Source organism: Microbulbifer variabilis, assembly GCF_020524905.1.
Lineage (GTDB): Bacteria > Pseudomonadota > Gammaproteobacteria > Pseudomonadales > Cellvibrionaceae > Microbulbifer > Microbulbifer variabilis_A.
Genome location: NZ_JAIVKI010000001.1, coordinates 632,667 through 657,881, shown reverse-complemented (window position 1 = coordinate 657,881; position 25,215 = coordinate 632,667). Strand labels below are relative to the sequence as shown.

At 49.9% G+C, this 25,215-nt stretch carries 19 protein-coding genes; 6 read left to right on the top strand and 13 right to left on the bottom strand.

Annotation, left to right across the window (positions count from 1 at the left end; genetic code table 11):
* Positions 1–4 precede the first annotated feature (4 nt).
* The 5 genes from LC073_RS02755 to LC073_RS02735 all read right to left on the bottom strand — a co-directional run bounded on the left by LC073_RS02755 (position 5) and on the right by LC073_RS02735 (position 5,669).
* The gene (locus LC073_RS02755; protein ID WP_226643136.1) at positions 5–745 is read right to left on the bottom strand and encodes an SDR family oxidoreductase; all 741 of its coding nucleotides are present in this window, start codon (positions 743–745) and stop codon (positions 5–7) included.
* Between the two features lie 32 nt (positions 746–777).
* Complete coding sequence (locus LC073_RS02750; protein ID WP_226643134.1) at positions 778–2,823, bottom strand: aminotransferase class I/II-fold pyridoxal phosphate-dependent enzyme; 2,046 nt, start codon at positions 2,821–2,823, stop codon at positions 778–780.
* Positions 2,824–3,068: 245 nt separating this feature from the next.
* On the bottom strand, positions 3,069–3,473 hold the full coding sequence (locus LC073_RS02745) for an NUDIX hydrolase (protein WP_226643132.1): 405 nt from the start codon (positions 3,471–3,473) through the stop codon (positions 3,069–3,071).
* Positions 3,474–3,519: 46 nt separating this feature from the next.
* Positions 3,520–4,635, bottom strand: a complete 1,116-nt coding sequence (locus tag LC073_RS02740) for a phospholipase A (protein WP_226643130.1) — start codon at positions 4,633–4,635, stop codon at positions 3,520–3,522.
* Between the two features lie 308 nt (positions 4,636–4,943).
* On the bottom strand, positions 4,944–5,669 hold the full coding sequence (locus LC073_RS02735; protein WP_226643128.1) for a hypothetical protein: 726 nt from the start codon (positions 5,667–5,669) through the stop codon (positions 4,944–4,946).
* A gap of 631 nt (positions 5,670–6,300) precedes the next feature.
* Between LC073_RS02735 and LC073_RS02730 the strand changes: the two genes are divergently transcribed.
* Positions 6,301–7,239, top strand: a complete 939-nt coding sequence (locus tag LC073_RS02730; protein ID WP_226643126.1) for a hypothetical protein — start codon at positions 6,301–6,303, stop codon at positions 7,237–7,239.
* Between the two features lie 104 nt (positions 7,240–7,343).
* Here LC073_RS02730 and LC073_RS02725 read toward each other — a convergent pair whose 3' ends face one another.
* The 4 genes from LC073_RS02725 to LC073_RS02710 are packed head-to-tail and all read right to left on the bottom strand — an operon-like array spanning position 7,344 to position 13,351.
* Positions 7,344–8,657 (bottom strand): lysine N(6)-hydroxylase/L-ornithine N(5)-oxygenase family protein, encoded by a 1,314-nt coding sequence (locus LC073_RS02725; protein ID WP_226643124.1) that lies wholly within the window; start codon positions 8,655–8,657, stop codon positions 7,344–7,346.
* 2 nt (positions 8,658–8,659) lie between these two features.
* Complete coding sequence (locus LC073_RS02720) at positions 8,660–10,474, bottom strand: IucA/IucC family protein (protein WP_226643122.1); 1,815 nt, start codon at positions 10,472–10,474, stop codon at positions 8,660–8,662.
* Positions 10,471–11,451, bottom strand: a complete 981-nt coding sequence (locus LC073_RS02715) for a GNAT family N-acetyltransferase (protein ID WP_226643120.1) — start codon at positions 11,449–11,451, stop codon at positions 10,471–10,473. The genes LC073_RS02720 and LC073_RS02715 overlap by 4 nt, the downstream gene beginning before the upstream one ends.
* Before the next feature lie 34 nt (positions 11,452–11,485).
* Positions 11,486–13,351 (bottom strand): IucA/IucC family protein, encoded by a 1,866-nt coding sequence (locus tag LC073_RS02710; RefSeq protein ID WP_226643118.1) that lies wholly within the window; start codon positions 13,349–13,351, stop codon positions 11,486–11,488.
* 178 nt (positions 13,352–13,529) lie between these two features.
* On the opposite strand from LC073_RS02710, the gene LC073_RS02705 reads away from it, so the two are divergent.
* Positions 13,530–14,747 (top strand): MFS transporter, encoded by a 1,218-nt coding sequence (locus LC073_RS02705; protein ID WP_226643116.1) that lies wholly within the window; start codon positions 13,530–13,532, stop codon positions 14,745–14,747.
* A 52-nt stretch (positions 14,748–14,799) separates the two neighbouring features.
* Here LC073_RS02705 and LC073_RS02700 read toward each other — a convergent pair whose 3' ends face one another.
* Both LC073_RS02700 and LC073_RS02695 read right to left on the bottom strand, forming a co-directional pair.
* Positions 14,800–15,309: a GNAT family N-acetyltransferase gene (locus LC073_RS02700; protein ID WP_226643114.1), complete on the bottom strand. Its 510-nt coding sequence runs from the start codon at positions 15,307–15,309 to the stop codon at positions 14,800–14,802.
* Positions 15,310–15,468: 159 nt separating this feature from the next.
* Positions 15,469–15,687 carry a hypothetical protein gene (locus tag LC073_RS02695; protein WP_226643112.1) on the bottom strand — a complete coding sequence of 73 codons (219 nt, stop codon included), beginning with the start codon at positions 15,685–15,687 and terminating at the stop codon, positions 15,469–15,471.
* 102 nt (positions 15,688–15,789) lie between these two features.
* Between LC073_RS02695 and can the strand changes: the two genes are divergently transcribed.
* From can to LC073_RS02675, 4 genes are all read left to right on the top strand, one after another.
* The gene (can, locus tag LC073_RS02690) at positions 15,790–16,479 is read left to right on the top strand and encodes a carbonate dehydratase (RefSeq protein ID WP_413231423.1); all 690 of its coding nucleotides are present in this window, start codon (positions 15,790–15,792) and stop codon (positions 16,477–16,479) included.
* Between the two features lie 109 nt (positions 16,480–16,588).
* Entirely contained in the window at positions 16,589–18,262 is a 1,674-nt protein-coding gene (locus LC073_RS02685; RefSeq protein ID WP_226643110.1) for an FAD-dependent oxidoreductase, read from the top strand.
* A 105-nt stretch (positions 18,263–18,367) separates the two neighbouring features.
* Positions 18,368–18,880: a flavin reductase family protein gene (locus LC073_RS02680; RefSeq protein WP_226643108.1), complete on the top strand. Its 513-nt coding sequence runs from the start codon at positions 18,368–18,370 to the stop codon at positions 18,878–18,880.
* 211 nt (positions 18,881–19,091) lie between these two features.
* Complete coding sequence (locus LC073_RS02675) at positions 19,092–19,823, top strand: glycerophosphodiester phosphodiesterase (RefSeq protein WP_226643106.1); 732 nt, start codon at positions 19,092–19,094, stop codon at positions 19,821–19,823.
* 161 nt (positions 19,824–19,984) lie between these two features.
* Here LC073_RS02675 and LC073_RS02670 read toward each other — a convergent pair whose 3' ends face one another.
* Positions 19,985–22,606: a TonB-dependent receptor plug domain-containing protein gene (locus tag LC073_RS02670; RefSeq protein ID WP_226643104.1), complete on the bottom strand. Its 2,622-nt coding sequence runs from the start codon at positions 22,604–22,606 to the stop codon at positions 19,985–19,987.
* A 379-nt stretch (positions 22,607–22,985) separates the two neighbouring features.
* Positions 22,986–24,548, bottom strand: coding sequence for a M20/M25/M40 family metallo-hydrolase (locus LC073_RS02665; RefSeq protein WP_226643102.1), 1,563 nt, complete (start codon positions 24,546–24,548; stop codon positions 22,986–22,988).
* Positions 24,549–25,215 lie beyond the last annotated feature (667 nt).

The following is a 25,215-nucleotide window of genomic DNA, read 5'->3' as shown; positions in this document are numbered from 1 at the left end:
TTACCTACCAGGGTAAGCGACTACCATCCCAAAAAAACAGGTTGCCGCTATCGGCAGGGGCGAGTTGTTGCAGTACATCTACAATACGCCCGGCACTCAATGCCGGGCTGTATAATTTGCCCGGTGCAAGGTTACTTTGGAATGGTTTCGAAAGTGCCGTATCCGTAGTTCCCGGATGGATTGCCACCACACAACTCTGTTCCAGGCGGCGCCCCCATTCAATAGATAGGTTTTTTACCAGCATATTGAGCGATGCTTTGCTGATACGGTAGCTATACCAACCCCCTAGAACATTGTCACCAATACTCCCCACTTTGGCTGAAAGGGATGCCCACAGCAGCGGCTGTTTTCGCTGTAACTTCCTGTCCAGGGCCTGGGCCAGGTGCAAGTGAGTCAGCAGGTTGATTCGCATGGACTGTATCAACCAATCATCCTCACATTGAGCCAGGGATTTTTCCGGGCCATGGAATGCATCGTGTAACAGCCCACAGCAATGAATCACCCAGTCGGGCGGAGAGGAAAACTCAGAGAGAAAGGTCTCAACAGATTTAACAGAGTGCTCATCAGCGAGGGAAACCGCCAGGTGCCGACGCTCCCCGGCATGCCCCGGCACCCGATCCACGGCGGCGCGACTCAAAGTTACCAGTGTAATATCGGGATAGCGCCGAACTATTTCGGCACCTATTGCACGAGCCAAACCGCCCGAAGCACCAGCAAGCAATACCGTCCTTGGTTGGTCAAACATACCGGCCTCCATGCCGGATAGCTCATATCGTTTTATTTCGTCTTTTTAGCGCCGGACTTCTTGTCTTTGGCTTCTTCAATGCCTGGCACATCCTTAACCACGCGCAGCATAGGTTCATCGGAGCGGAAAATCAGACCGTGAATCTCCGTGGTATTTTGACCCTGTAATAACTGCTGTAGGAACTGCACGATCTGTGCAGAAATTTCCTGTCCGGGAACCAGTACTGGAATACCCGGCGGGTATGGCACTATCTCATCAGCGCTGGTGCGGCCAACCAGATTCTGCGTAGCGTTAACCCCGTTATCCATCAACGGCAGCTCTTCTGTCTCGGCAAAGTAAGCATCCGCCGGCAGACAGGTAAAGCGGGTGAATTCAGGCAAACGACGCGGCGTGCCCACATGGATACGCTTATGGGTATTTCCCGCCAACTGCTTGAGCGCGTGAATCAGACGCAGCAATTTACTCTCGGTGCTCCCCAGAGTTACCAATACCGTGATGGTATTGTAGGTGGTCTTTTCCACCTGAATACCATACTGGTCAAACAGCTTGATCTGCATTTCATTGCCCGAGTAGCCACTGCGGGAAATATCGATGGTTACCTTGGTGGGGTCCAGGCGGATGTTATCGCCAGCCAAGGGCTCGGCAATCAGGTCGTCGCGAGTCAGCGCGCGGAATACACCTGTTTCGTTCACTGCGCGACGCAAGGTTTCCACCATCTGCAGGCACTGCTTGAGGCGCCCGTAGCCTTCCATCGCCATCTGCTTGCGGGCCACATCGAGGCTGGCAATCATGGCGTATTGCGGACTGGTGGAAGCGTGCATATTCAGGTTCTCGCGGAAGCGGAACTCGTCAAAGTCCGGGTCCTGCACATGAATCATGCTGGCCTGGGAGAAGGCCGACAACATCTTATGGGTGCTCTGGGTCACGTAGTCAGCGCCACACTCAAGCGCTGTCGGACGCAGCTCCGGGTGGAAGAATCCGTGGGCAAACCAAGCCTCATCGACCAGCACCTTAACCCCGCGCTCATGGGCATAATCGATGATGGGTTTCAGGTCATAACGCAGCCCATCGTAGGTGCAGGAGGTAATAACCAACAGGCGTGCATCACTGTGCTCATCCAGGGCCGCCTCAATGTCGGAGCGCTTTACCGGACCATAAATGCCAAATTCAGGGTGTAACACCGACTTTAGATAGACCGGCTTACAGCGGTTCATCACTATCGCATGGTGGACCGATTTGTGGCAGGCCTGGTCGACAATAATCTTACCGCCCCCACCGAGGATCTGTTGGATCACTACTTTGTTAGCGGTGGAGGTACCATTGGTCAGGAAAAAGGTGTGACGCGAACCAAATGCCTGGGCCGCCAGATCCTGTGCCTCCTGGATTACCGAATGCGGTTCCAGCAGGCTATCCAATATCTGCACCGAAACAGACAAGTCTGTATTGAAGACATGCTCACCCATAAAACGGTAGAAATCCCCCACCCAGGGGCTATTGCGCAGGCTGTCGCCACCGGAATGGCCGGGGGTATGCCAGGCGTCACGTGCAGAGAACACATACTCTTTCAAGGTATCGGCAAAGGGAGTGGAGGCACGGCGGGCAATAAACGCCTGTACCAGGCGAAACATATGGTTGAAGTTGCCTTCCCGGCGGTCGAACAACTCGTCAAAACGCCTGCGTAGATTGGTCAGTGATTTAACGCCACTCTTACCCGCCAAAGGTGTACCGCCGGCAATATCACTCTGAGCCACCAGAAAAATATTGAGCTGGGAGCGAAGTGCATGTATCTGGTCAGCGAGCATATCCGCGGCTTCGAGCCCCTGAGCATCGGTGCCACCATCCACAATTATCGCTTGCAGGCGCCCTTCCTCCAGAGCCAGATGTTCGACATCTGCAGGGACCACCGCTTCAAATACCAGTCCGAAGGGATTCTCATGCAGAGCTGCGGTGTTGTTGAGAGCGCTAACCCAGTCTCCCGCTAATTTGCTGTCTGCGCTCACCAGCGCTACGTGGCATTCCAGCTTCTGTGCGCTGTGCTTCAGGTTGCCCAATTCAGGCATCTTCATGTCCAAACCCATATTCTTATCCACCAGCATAGCCCGCAACTTCTCGAGGGCCGCTGCTTTAATTATTCAACTGTTTGATTTTATTAACTTTTATTAAGTCCCCCGGCAATAGCGGAGAATCTGGAGTTCTTGGGTAAAAAACCAGGGGGCAAATACTAATAGAGAGGACTTGGGAATTCCGCGATGACAGTGCTTTTGGCGGAATTCGCCAAAAGCAAGCTGACCGACCAGATCTATTGCCAAGGAAGAGGTTAAAGTTAGAACTTTGCGCTGCGGACAACGCCGTCGAACTCGAGGCAATCCCTGACTCTGTGCCGCTGAACCTCGGACAGGCGCTCCAGAGGAAAATACGCCACCTCTGAGTGCTCGCTGGACAAGGTGATATGCCTTCTGTCGGTAAAACGAGCACGAAAAATAAATACGTGGGAGTTGTAGACCTTGTGGTAATAGACTCCACTGAGGTATTCGATACCCACCTCTCGTCCCAATTCCTCGCGACACTCCCGCCGCAAGGCCTCGTGGATAGTCTCTCCCGGGTCCAGGGCTCCACCGGGAAGCCCCCAGCTGCGGTTGGCATAAGTTGCCAGCAGTTGTAAGACTTCCCCAGCATCATTAGTAATCACCGCATGCGCGCTGAGCCGGTAACTGTCCTCAAATCCCATAGGTTCCTTCCCTGACCCGCTACTGACTCATCCTTTTTATAGAGGGCTAGAAACCCTGAGCCAGGGTAAAACCGAAGCCGAGAGTCTGTACTGACTCATCGTAGTCGATCAGGCTTTCTCCGTAACCGTTAAAGTAGCGAACGTAGCCATCCACCCGGTCCCCCAGGGGAAAGCCCCAGGTTAGCTCAAACGCGCCATGATTGTCTGAGCGCAAATTATTGCGCAACATAACGGCTATAGTGTGATCACCATCGCGGTAGCGCCCACTCAGCTCAAAGTGCCCCAGATAATGTTCTATATCCGGGTTGTCGTCATCATCGCGGTCCTCCGGTAGGCGATACCAAGGCTTAACGCCAAGGGAGAAGTTATCCCGCTCAAAGAGGAAGTTGGCATATACCCGGTTCCAACTGCGGGAATAGGGCTCATTACGGCCATTGGACTGATGATTGAAGGCGACCTGGTTGGCCACATTTTGCCAGCCAAACAGGCTCCAATCATTAAGCCAGGTCAGGATCAACTCCGGTTCGTGGTTAGTTTCACGAAAGGGTGATGAGTTATCAGAGTTATAAGCCTGCCAAAAACTGCGGTTGGTGTAGGCCACACTCATAAATGAAGCACTACCGAGAAAGCCCCGCCATACGGGTACCTGTACCGACAACTGAAATTGCACCTCGATATTATCCAGGTCTTTGCCTTCACCCTTATAGTCTGACAAGCCACCCTTTTCAGGTGACGGGTTATAGGTAAACGGCAATATATAGTTGGTTTTATGGGAGGCAAGAGTAAAGGGGTTACTGGCAGCATCGCGAATGGCTTGGGCCCGGCCACCTAGCAGAACCTTATCGGTGGGCAGATCCTCTGAGTACTCTTCCACCACCGGATCGACCTCAAAAAAATCTTCCTCCAGCCCCAACTGAGCTCTAACCCGGTCAGCACAGAGCAGGCGAATCTCCCTCAATGTGGTATCGGCGGAGGAAATCAACAGCTGCTCTTGTAAACATTGCTCCTGCTGTTGTTTCGGTGTTTCATCCAGTTCCTTGAGCTCTACCTCTGTCTCTTCATCAATACTGGCTAGAGCAACATTAAACGGCAACTGGGAAGTCACAAATAAAGCGACTGCCAATGGCATTCCCCAGCGGGAATTGGATTTGATAAAAGGCAAAATGGCTCCCCCATTAGCACAATAGTGACGCAAGCTTACACTGCGGTTCTGAAAAAATCCCGCCGTATAATTTTTCCGGCACCCGCTCAGTGACCTGTTAGCGGCGGTTGACTAGGATGCCTACCGGATACCAAAAGTTCAAAATAGCGGGGAAGAAGGGCATTTTGGGATTATTTTCACGAAGTAGAAAAACCTGGCGGTCTTATAAAGATGAATCAAGTGCCAATTATAATGGTTATTCATTGGACTGATAATTGAGTTGTGTTCACAAGATTGAAACTCGGTGAACACAACCAAGAAAGGGCATTTTAAAAAAGCAGGCTAGTAAGACTGGGGGACCATTCCAGATCTCTGAGTCGAACCTGCCACAGGCGACCGGTACTGGAAGGCCAATCATAACCCACCAAAAGACTGCGGTTATCGACATAGCAGTGCGCATCCCGCTCCGCCTCATCGCCCTGATAAATGTAACCGCTAATATCTGACCCCAGATCCTGGGTGCGCTGGCTAGCCTGGTCGCCCGCCATAATCCGTGCGGTGCGATGGCTCACTCTGGGAGCCAGTAGCTTGCCTCGCTGGGAGGGGTCCACAATATCGGGGGAAACAACTTCCAGTCCAGCCGGGTGCTTTATCAGTGTTTTCAAGAGTGGCCCCATAAAAACTCGCATCAGGGGAAACAGCAGGCGGTTATTACCACCCACCCGCAATTCTTGAGGGCCATTGGGTCCACTCCAGGTCGCCTCTATTTCATCACCCAAGCGGGGAGAATGCCCTTCAGGGGAGCACAAATGATACTGGGCAGTGACTTCATCAACCTCATCGCGCCAATTCACTTGGCACTCGCTCACCAAACCATTACTTAACAGCGCAAAGACCTCTATGCCGAAGCCCTTATCGCCCACCAGTCTTTGACTGACTAAAGAGCGGCGGCCCAGGGCGTCAAAGCCCAACTGCCAGCTGTCTTGCACGGGCATCTCGCGTCCGTCGCAGCTGTAGTGATAGCGCCCTTGTGCAAGGGTTGAGTTCAAACGCATTACAGATTTCCTCCCTGCTCACTGCATGCACTAGACCAATGGTTCAGTACCAAAAAAGTATTGCACAAGAGTTTTGAACAAACCGGTTTTGGCACATTATTCAGCAATATATTTGTGAGTTAATTGGCAGGTTATGATCACAAATAATGGGATGTAAAATGGATATATCCCAACGCTATCAAAAAGGAGAATTTGAGGATTTACAGGTACTAATTAGTACTCACATAGACTATTTTTTTGGGAAGCACAGAAATATTTAATGAAAAAATTCAAGACCTGAAATAATTCAACAGCAAAGTTCAGGTTTATTGCCAGTTTGATAGCAGGATCAATTATCAGTGAGACCAAATTATATTTTCGCCTATAAATTAAACTTCGATTTTAAATAAAAGAGTTAAGGCTACTTCTTACAACCAGGTTACAACCAAGGTGGGAAAGCGATTTTTCAGACGCCATAAATTCCTTGAACACCAGCCAAACATCCTTAGCAAAAATAGTATCGCGCCACTATTAAGCGATGAATTCCTTTACTTACAAGACCATACCCATAAAGAAATCTGGCTTTTCTTATTAAGAAACGGTATTAAACAAAAAACTTGATTCGTCGATTCAATAAAAATGAGTAGCCGACATGCCAACTTTTGCCTACCAATCCATCAATTCAAATGCCAGTACCAATCGTGGCGTAAGCGCTTCCAATAGCCAGCACTTCACTCGTGTTACCCATAATCACCAAGCTACTCATCAAGACCCCTGGTTTTTGGTAATGCCAACGGCCGAGAGCCTTGAACCCCACATTCCGATCCATGGCCCGGCCCAGCTGGTTGCTCAAGCACCACAAGGCTATATGGCCAAAGGCCAACATAGTAACGGCCAGTTCCTTAGTATGATTGAAGGTAAGGCGCGGCAAACCCATCAACACCTGTATCGCTCATTTAGAAAACCATGTGATCTGCTGGTTTATGGCGAAATGGATGGCGCTCACAGCGAATGGGATTCCATGCAGCAGCACGCTGGGGGTTTGGTGGGATCAAGCTCTACTGGAAAGGCCTGTAATAGCTTTAGTGTACATGCTGCCAATACCACTCAACACCAAATTCTGGGTTCGGGCATGGGCTGGATCGCGGTAAAGACAGGTAATGTGAATGCTGTATTTGTGCATGTCCCTAACAGCATTGCCAAGAGTGAAGGCCAGGCAACATTGTTCTACCAAAATATTAATAAACATTTATTACAACAGGGACACGGTGCTATCGATCTCGTAATGGGGGATACCAATCAGGGCACTAACAGCTTTACCCCCTCAGTGATCAGTCGCGCAACGAGCAATATATTCCGTGACGCTCATCCCGCTAACGAGATGACACCCTCAGACTCTTACCAACGCAGCTTTTCCGGCACTAATAGTACCGCCAGCCAAAAATATGATGTGGCCGTCTACAATACTGCAACAATCAAAATTGTTAATGTGGACTATATATCACAAAGCACAGTGGTCAATATTAATGGAGCCAATAAGGCCGCTGCGATCACTGATCATATGGGTATTTTTATTGACGTTACCAAGTAATCCTTGGAACGAGGATGGCCAGAGAAAGGGTTGTAGAAATACTTTATCCGTGACCGACCTCTCTGATAGGCATCAGGAGGTCAATCACGGTTAACCCTACAAAATTAAGCTACAGCAGCTTGCTGAGTTTGAGGGGTAATCCACTTCATAAAGTTACTCGTTTGCTGGTTGTCATACACCCCACTACCAAGCAAATCATTCACCACCTGCGCGGCACGCCAGGCCGACAGACTCAGCTGTGGCTCCGCAATTCCATGACTGGTACGACCTGTGCCAAGGAAATACAAGCGGCGGCCACTCTCGTCGCCGTTGAGTTTTGCTGCAAAAGCATCATCCAATAACAAGCGACCGTCTGTATCACGCGCAATATGTTCCTGCAGAGGCGCCAGACAGGGGGGTAAAGCCTCGCAAAGGCCCGTGCACAATATTACGATATCCGCATTAATCCATTCGGTTCCATCCGCCTCTCCCAACAGGTGGTTTTCCAGCTGTAACTGGTAGTCACCACGATGAGACATATCCATTAGCTCACGATTGGGCATTAATGCCACTCGCTCAGCATCTTTTTCCAGGTGCACAAGGCGATAGAACAACTGATAGAGCTCCTTGAGGGTATCCGGGGATATACCATCAGAAGCCAGTTTTTGCTCCGCGACAACTTCCTCACGGCGCTGTGGGCTCAACTGACGAAAAACATCGACATATTCCGGAGTAAACCAGTCATTGGTAAACGGTGTTTCATCCAACGGCAGGTAGTTGCTGCGGCGGGATACCCAAGTGACCTGTTGTGGACGACCCCAGTGTTTGCTCAGAAGATTAATAACCACTTCTGCACCTGTCTGGCCGCCACCGACCACGGCAACACGTTTACCACTGACATCTGGATTACGCAGGGCGATTTCCAGTGCATGGAAGCAATTGTCTGACAGGAATGGGCGACTGCACTCTGGAATATTCGGTTTTTTACCTGCAGCAACACATAAATTTTTGGCAAGCACTTGCTCGCGGCCATTGGGGCCATGCACATCCAGCTCAAAGAATTCACCATTATCCACCACGCTTTGGACACGGCTACTCATTTGAATGGAATCCAGGCGGCGCGCTGCCCAGGCCAGATAATCAGCAAACTCACGGCGAGTTACAGTGCGCTGCTCCGCATGCAGGAAGTCATAGAAGCGCTTATTTTCCACCAGGTACGCCAGAAAGCTACATGGATTGGTGGGATCGACCGGTGTTACAAGGTCCTTCAAGTAAGAGGTCTGCATCATAGCGCCCGGCAACATTAAACCCGGGTGCCAGGAGAATTCCGCTTTAGCATCAAAAAAGCGATGACTCAAAGATTTGTTCCGCAGTAGAGCGGCAACGGCCAAATTAAAAGGACCGGCTCCGATACCGGCGAGATCTAGGAAATTACTCATGATTAAGCCTCTAAAGCGGAAGCGGTTTCAGGTTGGTGTTGTTGTGACTCTTGTTCAGCGAGCCAAAGGGGATTGGTCAGGTCTCCACCGACAATGGGAACAGGGCGCTCGGCACTGTCGTCATAGCCCTGGCGCAGACGCACGCGATTAATACAGACACGTTCAATATGCGGACGGAATAAATTAAACTGCTGGAAACGCTCTGCCATATCAGCGTTATCTAGTTGCGCAGATTCTTGATAGCGGCGCAAAACCTTGGCCAAAACGCCATAGAATTCCAGCTCTCCTAGACCGATCTCAGTCATCAATTGGGCAGATAAATAGCGCAGCACTGTGACAAAGTGGCCTGTGAACAGGTCGTGAATAATGTAATTGGGTGGCAGCTGATCGAGAACCTGTGCCGCTGACTCTGGCAGGTCTGCACGATCCGGGAATTCACCCTGGGCGAGTCGCAGGTCCCCCTGGAAATCTTTTAAGAGAACGCGCACCACTTTGTGATCGCGCAATACCAGTGTCAGATTTTGAGAGTGTGCCACCAGACCTATGCCATAGCGGCTAAGCAGGTGATAAAGCGGCACCACCGTAGCGTCAAACAGGTTCGTAAGCCAGGCTTCTACAGGGAGACCGGAAGCCTCTATCAAAGCGGCGGCTACAGATTTACCACTCGCATCTTTTTGCAGTAGCGCAGCCATTAAAAGGTGGCGCTCACCTTCTGCACACAAGCCCGCCGGACTCTGCCGCCAAGTGACTCCCAGTAATTCCCGGTAACGATATGGCGTGCCCTCAATCGACTCTTGATGCGAGTGCGGCACATGTAGTCCGGCTACTTCCTGTAAAACACCCGTACCGCGCGACTGCAGTTGCTCATCACGATCACAGAGTGACTGCATCCACTCAGATAATGCCGGTCCGCAGCGCATAAACTTACCTGGAATGCCACGATAGCAAGAGGTGTTTAATACCGTTAACGGCAACTTCACATGCAAAGCGCGCGGGCGCTCAAGGTTTGACAGAGTGCGCAGTGATACCTGAGGCAGGTAGCTATCGCCAAATTCACCGAGCAGGACCAGATCGCCGCGGAAAATTTGTTGTGCATAATGCTGGCGAATATGATGCTGCCACTGCCATGGATGTACAGGCAATGGCAAAAACTCCTGCCAACTAACCCCTTTTTCACGGCAAGCACGATCCAGCTGCTGCAATTGTGCCTCATCCAAGCTCTCGGCTAATAGCTGTGGCCAATCCCATTGCTCGCTATTGCCACTCACGGCCAAATCTCGGCGAACGGCTAACCATAAAAGCCGAACCCCCTGAGCCGCCTCTGTGCCGTAAGCATTAAATTCCTGTGCTCCCCAACCGATACGCCCTTTATTCACCATGGCCTTGGGGTGCCCATCCAAGAGGCATTGCAATTGTTCATCTGGTAATGTGGACAGGGTTTGCGCATTGAGAGGAGCACGCTTTTGCAGCAGAGTGACGTCGGCAACCAGGGTATTAGCGAGTTCATGCAATAAATTGCCCAGAGTGCTGGAAGAAGCTTCCAAATCCTGAAAGGCATCGATAAAAAACTGCGCTGCGTCATCCGCTGCCATTAACCGTCCATCGACTTCACGCTCAATACTTTGCGCATCGATCAACAGCCAATCCCAAACGGTTAATTGAGCCTTGAAATGGTAAATAACACCGGAGGCCAGAGAGACAGAATAACAGCCATCCGCTTCAGCCTTTGCCGTCAGCGCCTGCTCATAACAGAGTTCCGCCAGCGACTTTACTAGAAGGGTTCTATTTGCCTGTTGCCAATATTTTTCGCCGCTCATATTCCCCCCATATTTCGCAGAAATTCATCACGTTTGCATATGACCAGGGCGGCACGTTTATGTGGAAAATCAAACTCTTTAATTTTTTTCCAACCAATAGTGCCGTCAATATATTTGAGGAGTGCGCGGTTATCTGCACGCGGTTCCCCAACTAAAGTTTCGGTGCGCGAGTCGTCCAGAAACATAAAATGGCTAACACCATTAAACCAAGCCTGGGCAAAGCGCCCCCCTAAGAAGCGCTGATTACCCACTAACATGTGCGCGCCGCGATCAAATGGCTGGCAGTCGTAGTAGGGTGCAATACGATCTTCGAGAGCCCAATAAATTTCAAAGTAGGCAAAGGGCTCATCGTCAAAGCAGGCTATTAACGGGTGCTTGTGGGGGTCCTGCATCACAGAGTCGATAAACTGTCTCTGTTTCTCTGCATCGCCCTCTTCCTCCCAAAAAAGCGCAACGCGTTCCTGATTCATCCAGTCAATAAAACGCTCTAAATCTTCTTGGGGGTCCAGATGACGCAAACTAAAATCCATTCCCAGGGAGTGGAAGTGGCGGCGGTAAACCTCTCCTTTTGGCGGTTCTGCACGGAGAGGGTGACGAACCCCCTGCTCATTCTCAACCCACTGCAATGGAAATTTGCCACCATTGTTGCCGCAATACCAAAGCTCTGTCCGTTGATAAAAACCACTGCGGGATACACGGCTTACAACAGTACTTTCTTCAGCGATAGCAATAGTTTGTAGTACCGCATTCAGCGAAAAAAGCCAGTCGAACCAAAGATCCAACTCTGTCAGTTGATTTTCACCAGTTAGCAGAATAAAACGCGCAGCTTCTTGTCCGGGGGTATATTCAATCTGAAAATAATTTTCGCCATTTGACTGGCAACGATATCCGCCCGCAATAACTTGCCAAGAGCGCCCATCGGGAAGCTGACCATGTTCCTCTGGGGACATTTCTAGCGCAGCTGTTGAGCTGGTCATAATTCTTTCCTTTCAATTTTCATCGACACAGGTATCAGGCTTCAGAAATTTCAGTTTCTACTGCCACTTGCAATGGGTTCGCCATGGTGTGATAGATGGAAAGCGGATCATCGGTGGTCGTTTCATTCATGCCGATCACCGCACATTGAAAATTGCCCTTAGCCCAAATTTCATCGGCGGTGAGCAAATACTCCAGACAGCTGCGGTCACGTCTCTGCCCCTCATAAAGCAATTGCAGACGTTCACGCAACTGACGCAATAGCACATGCTCAGGTAATAATCCCGCAGCGGAAAGCGCACAGATCAAACCAAAACAGCTATTAACAATCAGGTAATAAACAAACAGACGATTGGCCATCTCTTCATCAATGACATTCTCACTGTCCTGGGCCAAATCAGGCAGGTAAGGTTTGAGCAGTTCCTCGCCCAGACGGCTATAGCCACTGCCCTGGCAGTCTCTGAAATAACCTGCCACCGGCAGAGCACCATCGAATGACAAAATCAGGTTTTGCTGGTGAGCACCAAATAAAATGCCAAAATCGGCCTGGGCGATCAGCAGAGGTTCGATCACTGCATCGAGAAAAGCGTTAAACCAACGCTTGGTAGCGGCTTCTGTGGAAATTTTTTCTTCTTCAGCAAGACGCTGCACCAACTGTGCAGCCCGACAGGAATCACCATCGGGATGATCCTGGGTCAGAGTGGCCAGCAGGCAAGTATTTTCTGCAGAGGATTCCAGGAATGGGTTTTCCCTGAACATTACCAGGCTTTCTATAATCTGCTCGCCACTACTATCGGCAAGCATCAGGTAAGCAGGCTCCGCCAATACCTGAAAGCGCGGGTAGCGGCTGGCAAACTCCTGTCCCAATGGCGTATTGCGAACTTTTAAAACTTCGAGACCTCGCACCATTTCTTTTGGCTGCAAGGTGCGCACCGAATTTGTCAGTCGCAAGCTGAGGGAAAACTTCAGCATATAAGGGCTTTTGCCACTATAAATAGCGCGTAATGAGGAGGTCGCCCGCCATGGCTCACACCCTTCGCCAAGCTCAATAATTTTTCCGCTCGCAACTAACTCAGCAACGCGTGGATCTTCACCGAGTTGACGCCACTGCCAGGGATGCGCCGGAACAGCTACAAACCCTTCCGGGGCCGCCGGAGCAGCATCTGTTGCACGCACCAGTTCGGCAAACTGCGCTTCACTAATTTCCGCCCCACTGGCTCCGCGTAAATATTCTGGGTTCACCCCCAGCCACACCAGGGCAAAACTATTACCAAATTCTGGTGCGAAATGTTCGGCATCCTCATCGGTAAATGGGTCACGGCTTTTAGGGGTCGGGTGAATAGAGTGGCCACACAAAAGTGCCTGCTCCGCCTCAGCAAAAGTCAGCGGCTGGGTAAATAGCTTTTCAGTATCGGCACTTCGCGCTGCCAGCGCCTGCGCCATGTTTTTTACGCTGGCCGAGACCCGGCGGATAAACTGTACTCTCGACTCTGTCGTAGCGCCGGAGAAAAACGCGGGCTCCTGTGCAACCAGCTGCGCCGCCTCGGCTAGCTCAATAGCTTTACTGGCGCCATCCGCAGTTCTCCATACCATAGGCAAGGTAAACTGATGCCTGCCACACTCACTGCGGTAAGAGACATTCAACCAAAGTTCGTCACCACGGGCGGGCAGAGGAATACTCACCGCCGGCACACTGATGCCTTCAGGGAGTTGTCCGCCGGTCCGCTCATGCCAGACAGCACTATCCGTTTCTCGGATAAGCGCATTGAAGAAACAGTTGGCTGACATTCTTTCCGCAGCCATATTGACCTGCGTAACTCCGGCGGTCATAACTGGGTCTTGAGCAAAAGCATCGCCATCAATGCAGCTGGCATTAGCCGCATCGGATTGAGGATTATTCATGGTGGTGATTCTTTTTTGAGCTAAATCTAAGTGAGAATGGTTTGCATTAGCCTTATGATGCAGGTAAATTTCTCGCACTTCAAGCCCGCCGCTAGAGAAATTATCTGGCTGTGAACTCATGCACAGGAAAGGGTCGCCCTTTCTTGGGCATTCTTATTTATTTGTTGTGGAGCCCCGGATGCGGAAATCCCAGAACCGCTCAAAGAATCACCAGCGCAAAATCAATATGGTGGTGGCCAGCCAGGGAGCCGCTCAGGTTGTGCTTCTGACTCAAATCCCACTCATAGTTGAACGCTGCGGCCTAAGTCTGGCCAGTATTGGGGGGCTGGTGGCCCTGGGTACTTTCTGCCTGATGATTGCCGGACCACTCTGGGGTGAAATGGGTGACAGAATTGGCCGCAAGCCAGTATTACTTGCAGGGCTAATCGGTGCCCTACTGGCCCAGTGCCTCTTTGTTGCACTGTTAGTAGCCATGTCCCAGGGATACCTCGAGGAAAGCAACGCTCTTATCGCCCTGGCGATCAGCCGCATTATTTATGGATTAAATGCCGCCGCCATCTATCCCTGCTGCCAGGCCTGGGCCATCGACTTGGGAGAGGAGGATAAGCGCTTATCTATTCTTTCAGGCTTGAGTGCGGCAGCCAATCTGGGACGAGGTCTCGGCCCCCTGCTTGCCCTGCCGGCACTTCTGGCTGGTGCACTATGGCCGTTGGCCTGGCTGATCCTGTTACCGTTAAGTGCCCTGCTGCTAACTGCCGGATTGCCCAAGGGAGAGAGTCATGTGCCGGAAGTACAATCCCCTGATAACTCTTCTTTTCCCCCAGGCGCTATTGCGCTTTTTGCCACCGCTCTACTGGGTACCGTTAGTGTCGGTCAGCTACAGGTGGTTATGGGCCCTGCTCTTCAGGATCTCTATGGTCTCAGCGCTCTGGGGGCTTCGTCGACCACCGCCGTATTATTGGCTGCGGTGGCGATTTGCGGATTTCTGGTTCAAGTGGGCTTGGTGCGAAAGCTCAAAGCGCCACAAATGAGTTTTATGCTGGGAGTGACTTCCCTGTGCACGGGCACCATATTGCTTTCTAGCACCCTAGGTAGCCTGTTCGCCGCTGCCGGGCTACTGGTCTTTGTCGTGGGGGTTGCTTTTTTGGTACCGGGCTACAGCGCGCTATTAAGCCAATTGCAACAGCGTGGAGGCAGGCTGTTTGGGCTGCTGTCACTGATGCATACCGGAGGTTACACCATTGGCTTTGCTGTCGGTGGTTGGCTGTATGAGAAAGAACCACAACAACCCTTATTTGGATTGCTAATCAGTGTCTCCCTAATCGCGCTTTTTGCCGTAGTCGCCAGCTTGATCGGCAAGAGGAAAAAAATGCGGCAGGCCCAATACGACTGTTAGGCCTGAGACTGATAGATCGAAAGGAGGGGTGGCTAAATGCCACCCTCAAAATTCAGAGATATCGTTGCCAAAATTCTGCCAGGCCAAATTCTTCATCTAAGGTGTAAGGTTTGAATCCCACCCTGCGGTAGGCATTCTTTGCCGCAAGATTTTTTTCCAACACCTCCATCGTCAGCTTGCAACAGCCCCTTTTTTTTGCCTCTAGCGCCACAAAATCCATCATCGCAGCACAGACACCCTGCCCCCGTGCGCGCTCGCTGACGATAACATCGTGAATATTAACCAAGGGCATACATGCAAAAGTGGAAAAGCCGGTAAAACAATTTACCAGGCCTAAGACTCCGTCATCGTTATAGGCCAGTATACTGAAAGCACCGGGAAATTCCGCCAGTTTAGGTACCAACTCATTGCGACACTTCTCCGGTAATGGGCCCCCACCGCCAAAGGGATGACGGGAGTATTCTTCCATTAAAGTGATGATATCTTCAGCCTGACGGTGGTCTGAATAATTCGCCAGAACCACGCGAACTGCGGTGGAAGTCTTCTGGGTAACCAAGGTCATTATTATTTCTCCGAATTTTTCCGCTGGAAAGGCACACAACTGCTATTTAGTCTCTATGTAAACAAATTTTTGATAACTTGGCGATTAATACCAAAAATAAATTTTGTAGATTTTTTGCACTCATTTCTTTCTATTCTAAAACCAACAGAGAAGGGAAAATTAGATCAAGGGCTCCCTTTCCAATTCTCGGTCAAATGGAATATCCACTTCACCTCCAGACACAATAACGTCTGCTTCTTCAGCGTTAGAGAGGTAGCCACGCAAGCGTGTTCGCCGAGCCTGTAGCTGACGCATACGCAAACGGTGCCGATCGATAAATCCAGAACGTACGGATGTACGTTGTCGCCTGCTAGAGCCCGAGTGATTTCTCCTTGCCATTATTTTTCCTTTTTTAAGACCCAAAGCTAAAAAATAGTCATCCTTGAGGTTAGCTCAATCCCCCTTGGCCCGCAGGAATAAAGTCGCTATCCTGCCAACATAATGTCCAACTGGTCATATCAGGATACAACGCCATTGCACCCGCTAGATCATCTATTAAAAAATAACCACCACTGGTCCGAGGCCACCCGTAAGGAAAACCCGGACTTTTTCCTCAAGCTGTCTAAGCAGCAGTCACCAGAATATCTTTGGATAGGCTGTGCAGATAGCCGCGTGCCGGCTAATGAAATTGTCGGTCTGCTGCCCGGCGAGCTGTTTGTGCACCGCAACGTCGCCAATGTAGTAGTGCATACAGACCTCAACTGCTTATCTGTTTTGCAGTACGCTGTGGAAATTTTGAAGGTAAAGCACATTATCGTTTGCGGACATTACGGCTGCGGCGGTGTACAGGCGGCCTTACACAACCAACAACTCGGTTTAATCGACAATTGGTTGCGCCATATCCAGGATGTGCGCGACAAGCACCACACTCTGGTCGACCTATTCCAGGAACAGCAGCGTACAGACCTACTGTGCGAGCTGAATGTCTTAGAGCAAGTGATCCATATTTGCCAGACCACAATCGTGCGCGACGCTTGGCGCTCGGGGCAGTCACTCTCTGTCAACGGCTGGGTCTATGGATTGAAAGACGGTTTGGTTCACGACCTGGGGATTTCCATTCGCCACCCCGGAGAGATCGCGGATGTCTATCAGAATGCGCTAGCCACTATTTCCCAAGGCAATAACGCATAGCAGCGCACTCCTACAGTCTCCCTTATATTTGCCCTAGGGTCTGTTAACAAAAAGTATCCAACCCCGGTTGCCTTAGCTGCCGGAGACTGTCAGTTAACACGGGGGCGCCATGCCTGAATATCGCCAGTGGGAATGCCAAAACTGTGGCTGGATCTACGATGAAGCCAAAGGCTGGCCGGAAGATGGTATCGCTCCAGGTACCCGCTGGGAGGATATCCCTGAGGGCTGGTGCTGCCCACAATGCGGTGCCAGTAAGCGGGATTTTTCAATGCGCGAGCTGGGTACACCGGAGGGTGGCGCAGTTTCTCCTGAAACAAGTCTTAGCTCTCCATCTCCATCATCATCCCATAAAAACGCCATCACTTTTCGCATTTGGGAGTGCATGGTTTGCGGCTGGATCTACGACGAGGCCCATGGCTGCCCGGAAGAGGGCATAGCGCCCGGCACTCGCTGGGAGGATATCCCGGAAGACTGGTGCTGCCCACAATGCGGCGTGGGCAAGGAAGACTTCGATATGGTGCTGGTGTCCCCGGCACCAGAACAAATAAAAAACGAAAAAGAGCCGGGCCGCCACAAAGCCCCCACGGCTCCCATGGAAAACCGGGCCCCGCTGGTGATTATCGGCACCGGCCTGGCCGGATATAACCTGGCGCTGGAATTCCGCAAACACGACCGCACCAGTCCCTTAATGCTGATCTCCAGCGACGATGGCACCTTTTACTCCAAGCCCCTATTGTCCGCCTCTCTTTCCCATGGCAAAACAGCCCAGCAATTATGCCAAGCCAGTGCCGAGGAAATGGCCCGTAGGTTGAATGCAGAAATTCTGGTGCATACCCACGTCATTTCAATATCACCCCATTCCAGAGCGCTGACACTGCGACAGGAAACCGGGAGCCACACTGCGGACATTCATTACGACCGATTGGTGTTGGCTACTGGGGCCCGCTGCCGCAAGCTGCCAGCTATCGCTGGTGATGCACATGCGCGGCTATTTCGAATCAATAACCTGACTGACTACCACCGCTTTCGTACCGCACTTGTCGGGTGTAAACGAGTGCTATTGATAGGCGCAGGTCTCATAGGCTGTGAATTTGCCAACGATTTAGTGCAAGCCGGCTTTGACGTAGCGGTAGTAGACCCACAGGACTGGCCCCTGGCCTCTCTACTGCCAGAAGCCGCTGGTCGAGATCTTCAAGGTGTACTGAGTGATAATGGGGTGCGTTTTAACCTGGGCAGATCCATACGTTTACTGAGTCACGGTTCAAACGGCATTGAGGCCCAGCTCGATAACGGTAAGATATTAGAAGCCGATATCGCCCTGGCGGCATTGGGCCTGGAAGCCAATACCACTCTGGCAGAAACTGCCGGGCTCAGAATTCAACGGGGAATTACCGTCGACCGAAATTTACAGAGCAGTGATCCGAATATTTTTGCTATTGGCGATTGTGCAGAATTAGAGGGCCACCAGCTCTTTTATGTTGCCCCTCTAATGACTTGTGCCCGCGCACTGGCGCTTACTTTAAGCGGCGAACCCAGCCCTGTACATTATGGCGTTATCCCCGTTGCGGTTAAAACGACACTGCGTCCCACTACCTTGTGCCCACCCCAGCCAGGTGCCGAGGGCAGTTGGCAAATTTCTTCTCGCAATGAAGGCGTCTGTGCCGAATTTCGCAATGGCCGGGGTGAGTTATTGGGTTTCGCCCTGACTGGTGCCGCAATCGCAGAAAGAGAGCGGCTCACCAATGAATGTACACCACTCATGAACAGTGAGTCATTTAAATAGCAGTATTCGAGCATCTTCCACTAGCTTGCGAGGCAAGACGCGCAATCAGTACGCTTTTGCCGTAAAATGGTCGGCTAGCACAGTTTTTGTACAAGCAACCATCGTATGTCGACAGAAAGAAGCCCTATTATTACGCCCTCCCCCCAACAAAGCCGCCTGTTGCGCGATACTCTGGGGCAATTCGCCACCGGGGTCACGGTGATTACCACCCGGGATTCAGAGGGCCAACCTGCCGGGATGACCGCCAACAGCTTTAATTCTGTATCCCTGGACCCGGCACTGGTGTTATGGAGTATCGACAGACAGTCTCTGGGTTATGAGGCCTTCACTACCCGTGAACATTTCGCCGTACATGTACTGCGCGCCGACCAGCAGCATGTTTCCAACCTGTTTGCCGGCCGTGGGGCCGATAAATTTGGACAGATTCAATGGAAAGAGGGCCCCGATGGCATACCCCGCCTGGAAGAGTGCGCCGCCTATTTCCACTGCCGCCGTGCCCAATGTATTGAGGGTGGTGATCACACCATCCTACTGGGAGAAGTACTGGAGTTTTGCGCTTACGGCGGCGAACCCCTGGTTTTTCACCGAGGGCGCTACCGGGCCTTGGCTGGGGAATAAGAGCCTAGAGAGAGGTTTTACAAGCAATTTATTCAAAGAGGGCCATGGGCCCTCTTCCTTTATCCTGTTTCTATTCATTAAGATCATTAAGACTGCACAAAATATTTTTAACCCTGCGAAGTTAGCAGCCGATAAACTTTGGTAACCTAATCATCCCTTCATCATAATTCCATAACAGACTCAAAAAATTCATCCGGAGAGTTTAGCGACAGTGAATTCAGGTACTCTTTTCTGTTTCGCCCACCGCGGATACCAACTGCAGGCCAGTGAAAATACTCTACAGGCCATAAACCAGGCTCTGGAATTAGCTGTCGGCGGTATTGAAATTGATGTCTGGAATATCGGTGGGCAACTGCTGGTCACACACGATAGGCGCCTGGGAAGACTGCTTTCCGGCAACGAATTGATAACCGATCTTCACCCAGATAGTCTACTTGAGCGTACCTTACCCTGCGGCAATAGAATTCCGACCCTACACGAAGTACTGGAATTAGTCGGCAGCAATGCCCAACTTAATATAGAGATCAAGGGCCCCAACTCAGCAGCGTTGGTGGCGAAAGAAATCCAAATGTTCGTCAGCGACAAAGGAACGAGCTTCGAACAATATATTGTTTCCTCTTTTGATCACCGCCAGCTACACGAATGTCTGCATCTGATACCAGAAGTGCGCCGTGGTGTTTTATTCAGCGGTGTACCCCTGGATCTAGCCGCGAGTACAGTGCCTCTAAAAGCTTACTCATTACACACCTGCCTGGATTTTATCGAGGCCGATTTGATCGCCGATGCGAAACGGAGAGGTTTAAAAAACTATGTATTTACCGTTAACAATCCAGACGACCTAGTATTGCTAGCCGCGCAGGGTGTGGATGGTGTCTTTACCGATAAGCCACAGATGGTACTAGATTTCAATGAACGGATTCTGGGAATTGGAAAGTCCGGCTGAGGATTCCTCTCTAAATGGGAGTGACTAATCCACAACAAAAAACTCGGCATCCGCCGGGTTTTTTGTTGCTCATAATAAGAAGCTCTAGAAAAGTTAGATTGGCAGCGATCTTCAATCAAAGAAAATTTGGAAAATTTCGCCAACTAAAACTCTCTACCTCATCAAAATTCTGCACTCGCACGCAGATACCAGAAGCCTCCATTAAAGCCAAACGGTGAAGTCAGGGCGTGACGTACTCCTAAATACTGCAAAGTACCATCTTGCTCATCATCAGGCTGTACATCGAAGATATTTTCACCACCTATGGCTATTTTATAATTCTCATAGAGGGTAAAAGTTGCCTCTAAATCCACCAAAATTTCACTACCATAGCTGTAAGTATCCGAAGCATCACCTGGCCCAAACAAACCACCAGTAGACTCCCAATCGCTATAACGGTTCAGGCGCAAATAGCCACTAAAAATAGCACCAGTATCAATATCAAAAGTCAGTGTAGAGCGATCACTGGGAACCTGATTTTCCAGATCGAAGACTCTGGACGCATTAATGGTATTGGCTGCTACATTACTCACTTCCTGCTTATTGTGATTGTGGCGTAAATCCACAACCAGTAAATTACCTGCCACCTCAAAATCACTGGTAATGGCTAGATCTATACCGGAAACTTTAGAATCGTATGCATTGACAAAGTAATTGGCATTACTGCCATTCAAAAGCTCTGCATTTTCAATTCCTGCACCAAGTAATAAATCAATCTCAGCAGTACCTATAGCGTTACTTCGCAAAGCCAACCGATCCTCGATATCGATATTGTAATAATCAATAGTGATATTGGTATTGTTAAACGGCGTAAACACGGCCCCCAGAGTAAAACTGGTAGACTCTTCTGGGCTTAACTCCTTCGCCCCCAGGGCCATAGCTATCGGGTGGTTCACAGGATAGGTACCATTAGGAATTAAATTACCACTAGAGTCTGCCGTAGTGGTGACATTCAAAGTGTTCACCTGCCCAGGTGTTGGGGCACGGAAGCCGGTATTCACAGTGCCACGTATGGCGAAGTTTTCATTGATGTCGTATCGAGCTGAAAGCTTCCAGTCTGAAGTAGAGCCAAACTCATCAAACTCTTCAATACGTACTGCTGCACCGAGTGTCAGTGCATCCGTTATATCAGCTTCAAGGTCGATATATGCGGCAATACTCTCACTGCTATAACTACCTACCGCTTCTGAGGGGAACCCCTGGAACCCATCCGAGCCCACTCCAAAATACATCGCAGTGGGGCCTACTTCTGTGGATGCGCCATCGCCGGCACCAATTGAATAAGTTTCTTCTCGCCATTCAGCACCAAAGGCGATATTTAACGGAGATGCTAAAGCAGCGATATCAATGGGTTTTACAAAGTCCACATTAAAGCTGGACTCTTCCTGGGTGAGAGTGCCTGGTTTAAAACTAGTAGGCGACAATAACCCAAGACTGGGGTTAATAGAGTCTTTTAATACATATTCTACTTCGTTCTCTGCAACCCTAGCGCGCAGATCCCAGGTTAAACCATTCAGGAATTCTCCACGCGCACCCACAACAGCGGAGACATCGTGAATTTCCGCTCCAAATTGCGGGTTGTAGCCACCAGGAAATTGGGTATAAATTGGGTTACGTAATACATAGCCGCTGGGACTGGAGTCATCAGCCACCAAATAATCAGACGGATTTAAGCCTTGACCGACAATATAATCAATCAGTGACTGTGGTGCCGGGTCTGGAATATAGTCGATACTATCTGGATTACTGGGATCATTGGGCATATCAACCTGTAAAGTACCCCGAGCGGTGAACTCGTATTCAGGATCTAATACAGGACCACGATAGAAGAAGTCAGAAATGGTTTCATTCGTGGAATAACCAAAGTTTCCGTACAGTTCCACATCGTCATTGATATCCAGTCCACTGTTGACAAAGAATTTTAAAGCCTCCACATCTGGGTCACCCCAGCGTTGGCCAAGGCCGTCTAATGGCACCAAATTTTCACCAACTACAGATCCCACAAACTCCGCATCTGGACGGGCAACACTTCGCCAGGTTTTATCAGCCTTTGAATATTCCACCGTAGCATTGACAAAACCCTGATCAAAAAGATTAAAACCGGCATTGGCGGCAAAAGAATTTCGGGTCCCATCCCCCTCAAAATATTCACCGGTTTGAGCGGAGAGCCCAAAACCCTCCGCATCATCCTTTAGGATGATATTGACCACACCAGCAATAGCATCAGAGCCATACTGGGCCGAGGCACCATCGCGTAGAACTTCCACCCGCTCGATAGCCATGGATGGCAGAGTGGAAAAATCCACCGCCTGGGCCCCCTGATTTACGGTACCCAGAGGAGCAAGCTGCAAATTCACCAGAGCAGATCGATGCCGCCGAGTGCCATTAACTAATACCAAGGTTTGGTCTGGGGATAAATTGCGCAGAGTCACCGGACGAATAAAGGCGGTGCCATCGGCGATAGGAAAACGCTGGGTATTAAAGGAAGGGGCAATTTTTGCCAGGGATTCGGTGAGATCGAAGCCTGCTTGATCTGCCAGCTCCTCCCCTCCCACAACATCGACCGGGGAAAGCGTTTCTGTTGGGGAAACACCTTCCTTACGAGTACCGGTAGTTATCACCTCTTCCATAGTACGATCATCAGCTGTCGAGGGTTCTTCACCCTGTTCCTGAGCAAAGGTACCTGGAGCCGCTAGTGCAACAGCGATTGCCAACGATAGTGGTTTCAGAAAATAGATTTGCATATTGCCCGTCCTCTCTTCTCATTATTAATTTGGACAGCACACCACCGGACACCCCTGAGTAGTGATGTACAGTAATTTTCTTGCGCAAGTAAAATAATCGTGCGCTCTTTACTTATGAGGGAATATGCCAGCTCGTCGCAATAGTTAATATTTTGGCGTCAGCGCTAAAAGCTTCTCATCGGTTGGCAGTTTCCCTTAGCTGATTAGACAACAGTTAGTCACAAAACTAAAATCCATGGCGTTTAAATTTATTAAAAACAATAGCTGACACACCCGGCTAGTAGTCATTACTGCCAGGAATGCCATTTCTCAAACTAAAAGTAAAAATCAAAGATGGGGCTCAGGCCCCCAGGGAGAATTTCTCCCTGGGGTCTCATTATTATTGTGGGATATAGGTGACATCCAACTCAAAACTGGAAGTCTGGCGACTGTATCCACGGACCATAATATAAGCCTCGTTATCACCAGTTGGAACTTGTAGCGTACAATTTTCGTCAGAACCGCTCTCATAAGGCCGACAATCATAGTAACGCCAAGTTGGAGCAGCCCCAAACTGCACATATAAATCAGCGTCATTCGTACCGGTCATATCGGCCACAAAGCTGGTGCCCGGCGTTACACTAAACGGCCCGTAATGCTCTTCACTCCCTCTCGATACACTGCCAGAGAAACTTTCGGTTTGCTCCTGACCTGGATCGGGATCGGGATCGGGATCTGGGTCTGGATCAGGGCCGGGATCATCACCAATCGCTCCCTTGGCCAACTCTGCCACATAAGCTGCCGCCAGTTTGCCAAACTTCACGGCATGATTGGCATCACCGCCGCTGTTGGCCAGGGTGTCGTTGATAGTGTGGATATAGGGGTTGGAACCATTAAAGGTGGCCTCAAAAGGGAAGGAGGCCGCAAAGCCCTGGTCATGCCATGAGGCATGATCGGAACATGCATAGCCACAGGTAGTCGTGCCAACACTAAGGTTGCCCTGGTAAGTCTGTACAAGATCTTTCAGGAATGCATTCTGTGAGCTGTTTGTATAATCACCAATAATATAGATATCACTATTGGAGCCATAATAGTTGGTCATATCTAACTGCATAACACCGACCACATTTTTATTTTGGCTCTTATAGTCTGCAGCAATATCATCGGAACCACGTAGGCCAACTTCTTCAGCCGCATACCCCATAAATGCAAGTGTTTTTGCCGGTTTATAACCAGTTGCCACAATGGCATTCACCACATCCGTCAGAGTCGCGATGCCCGAAGCGTCATCATCAGCACCCGGCGCTCTGGTGCCCTCTCCTGTACTCCAGCCAACGGTAGAATCCAGGTGTGCTCCCAACACCACAATTTCATCGGGGTTTGTTTGCCCCTGGATCGTGAGAATAACCGAGGGTTGCGCCCAGCTATGGCTATAGAGCTGCACCGAAGCATCGCTGCGAGAATTCGTCAAGGCCTGCCACTTGTCCCGAATCCACTCGGCCCCATCAACACCAGTAGAAGTGGTGTAATAGCGATTGGTAAAATTGGAAAGGCTGGTAATTGTTGAACGAATATTTGCCTCAGAGATTTCTGCCTGTAGGGCGTTCACAACATCCGCATTATCGATGGTATAGCTGGCAATACTCGATACAGTATTAGCCAGTGGTGAAAGCTGTGCATTTTGTGCCTCAGCGAAAGAATCATGCACCATAAAACCACCACAACGATTGTGGCTGTTATGCATTATCGCAGAAATATCGGATAGATTATCCTCATTTACCTTCAATATGGTTATACCGTTGCGCTCTCCTTGTGCAGCCAGAGGCTCTTTAGCCATTAATGCACTATTTTTTTTCAGAGTTTGATAACCATCACTGCCGATCGTTATCCACAACTCCTCCGCCAAAGTTGTACCGGGTACAGCCAACAACCCTAGTAGCGATGTACAAATCATTTTTTTCATTATCTTCTCCACATTGATTGATTCTCCCTGCGCAAGCCGGTAATTCCCCAAGAAAAACAGGAAGACACCAAAGACTCATGCAAAATCCTTGCACAAACTGCAAGATCAAATACCGGCAATATTAAAAAAACCCATAAAAACCGACCTTAAAGACGCAACCTGACTCAAGAAGATATGCTGCAAGACATATGGATTTATTTTTATTATTTAAATTTTGAAAAGCGCAGTGATTAACGAGCATGAAAATTCAAAAAAAATCAAAAAAATCAGCACCAACCAGCGAATGGTACTTGAACAATTTAGCACCATTCTCAAAAAAACAAATAATAATTTTTAAGACTTAAGAGAAGTTAAAAATCACTGGATAGACAACTATTGCGACTGGAAATGCACAAAGACACAACCTAAGAGAAATAAACTCCAATAAGTAAGTATCAGAGAAGACTCTAGCCCAACAACCATAATAAACACAATTGGAATAGGTGAACTTTACTTACCCCACGGAGCACCCTAGATTCTCCCTCCACATTCATACCTATGTAATCTAGGTACCCGACGGCTACTAAATTGTTTTCTGGCATTAGTTGATACAGATTGGTCTCTTATCGGCTTTCTTCAGCTTGCAGTCAGGTTGATTCCTGTAAACTACTCTTTTTCCCGATCACAG

What these genes read in the sequence shown, in the direction of transcription:
- can (WP_413231423.1), top strand. Translation starts at nt 15,790, where the DNA reads ATGTCCAACTGGTCATATCAGGATACAACGCCATTGCACCCGCTAGAT.
- LC073_RS02730 (WP_226643126.1), top strand. Translation starts at nt 6,301, where the DNA reads ATGCCAACTTTTGCCTACCAATCCATCAATTCAAATGCCAGTACCAAT.
- LC073_RS02680 (WP_226643108.1), top strand. Translation starts at nt 18,368, where the DNA reads ATGTCGACAGAAAGAAGCCCTATTATTACGCCCTCCCCCCAACAAAGC.
- LC073_RS02700 (WP_226643114.1), bottom strand. Translation starts at nt 15,309, where the DNA reads ATGACCTTGGTTACCCAGAAGACTTCCACCGCAGTTCGCGTGGTTCTG.
- LC073_RS02715 (WP_226643120.1), bottom strand. Translation starts at nt 11,451, where the DNA reads ATGACCAGCTCAACAGCTGCGCTAGAAATGTCCCCAGAGGAACATGGT.
- LC073_RS02665 (WP_226643102.1), bottom strand. Translation starts at nt 24,548, where the DNA reads ATGAAAAAAATGATTTGTACATCGCTACTAGGGTTGTTGGCTGTACCC.
- LC073_RS02695 (WP_226643112.1), bottom strand. Translation starts at nt 15,687, where the DNA reads ATGGCAAGGAGAAATCACTCGGGCTCTAGCAGGCGACAACGTACATCC.
- LC073_RS02745 (WP_226643132.1), bottom strand. Translation starts at nt 3,473, where the DNA reads ATGGGATTTGAGGACAGTTACCGGCTCAGCGCGCATGCGGTGATTACT.
- LC073_RS02685 (WP_226643110.1), top strand. Translation starts at nt 16,589, where the DNA reads ATGCCTGAATATCGCCAGTGGGAATGCCAAAACTGTGGCTGGATCTAC.
- LC073_RS02710 (WP_226643118.1), bottom strand. Translation starts at nt 13,351, where the DNA reads ATGAATAATCCTCAATCCGATGCGGCTAATGCCAGCTGCATTGATGGC.
- LC073_RS02755 (WP_226643136.1), bottom strand. Translation starts at nt 745, where the DNA reads ATGTTTGACCAACCAAGGACGGTATTGCTTGCTGGTGCTTCGGGCGGT.
- LC073_RS02750 (WP_226643134.1), bottom strand. Translation starts at nt 2,823, where the DNA reads ATGGGTTTGGACATGAAGATGCCTGAATTGGGCAACCTGAAGCACAGC.
- LC073_RS02705 (WP_226643116.1), top strand. Translation starts at nt 13,530, where the DNA reads ATGCGGAAATCCCAGAACCGCTCAAAGAATCACCAGCGCAAAATCAAT.
- LC073_RS02735 (WP_226643128.1), bottom strand. Translation starts at nt 5,669, where the DNA reads ATGCGTTTGAACTCAACCCTTGCACAAGGGCGCTATCACTACAGCTGC.
- LC073_RS02670 (WP_226643104.1), bottom strand. Translation starts at nt 22,606, where the DNA reads ATGCAAATCTATTTTCTGAAACCACTATCGTTGGCAATCGCTGTTGCA.
- LC073_RS02720 (WP_226643122.1), bottom strand. Translation starts at nt 10,474, where the DNA reads ATGAGCGGCGAAAAATATTGGCAACAGGCAAATAGAACCCTTCTAGTA.
- LC073_RS02725 (WP_226643124.1), bottom strand. Translation starts at nt 8,657, where the DNA reads ATGAGTAATTTCCTAGATCTCGCCGGTATCGGAGCCGGTCCTTTTAAT.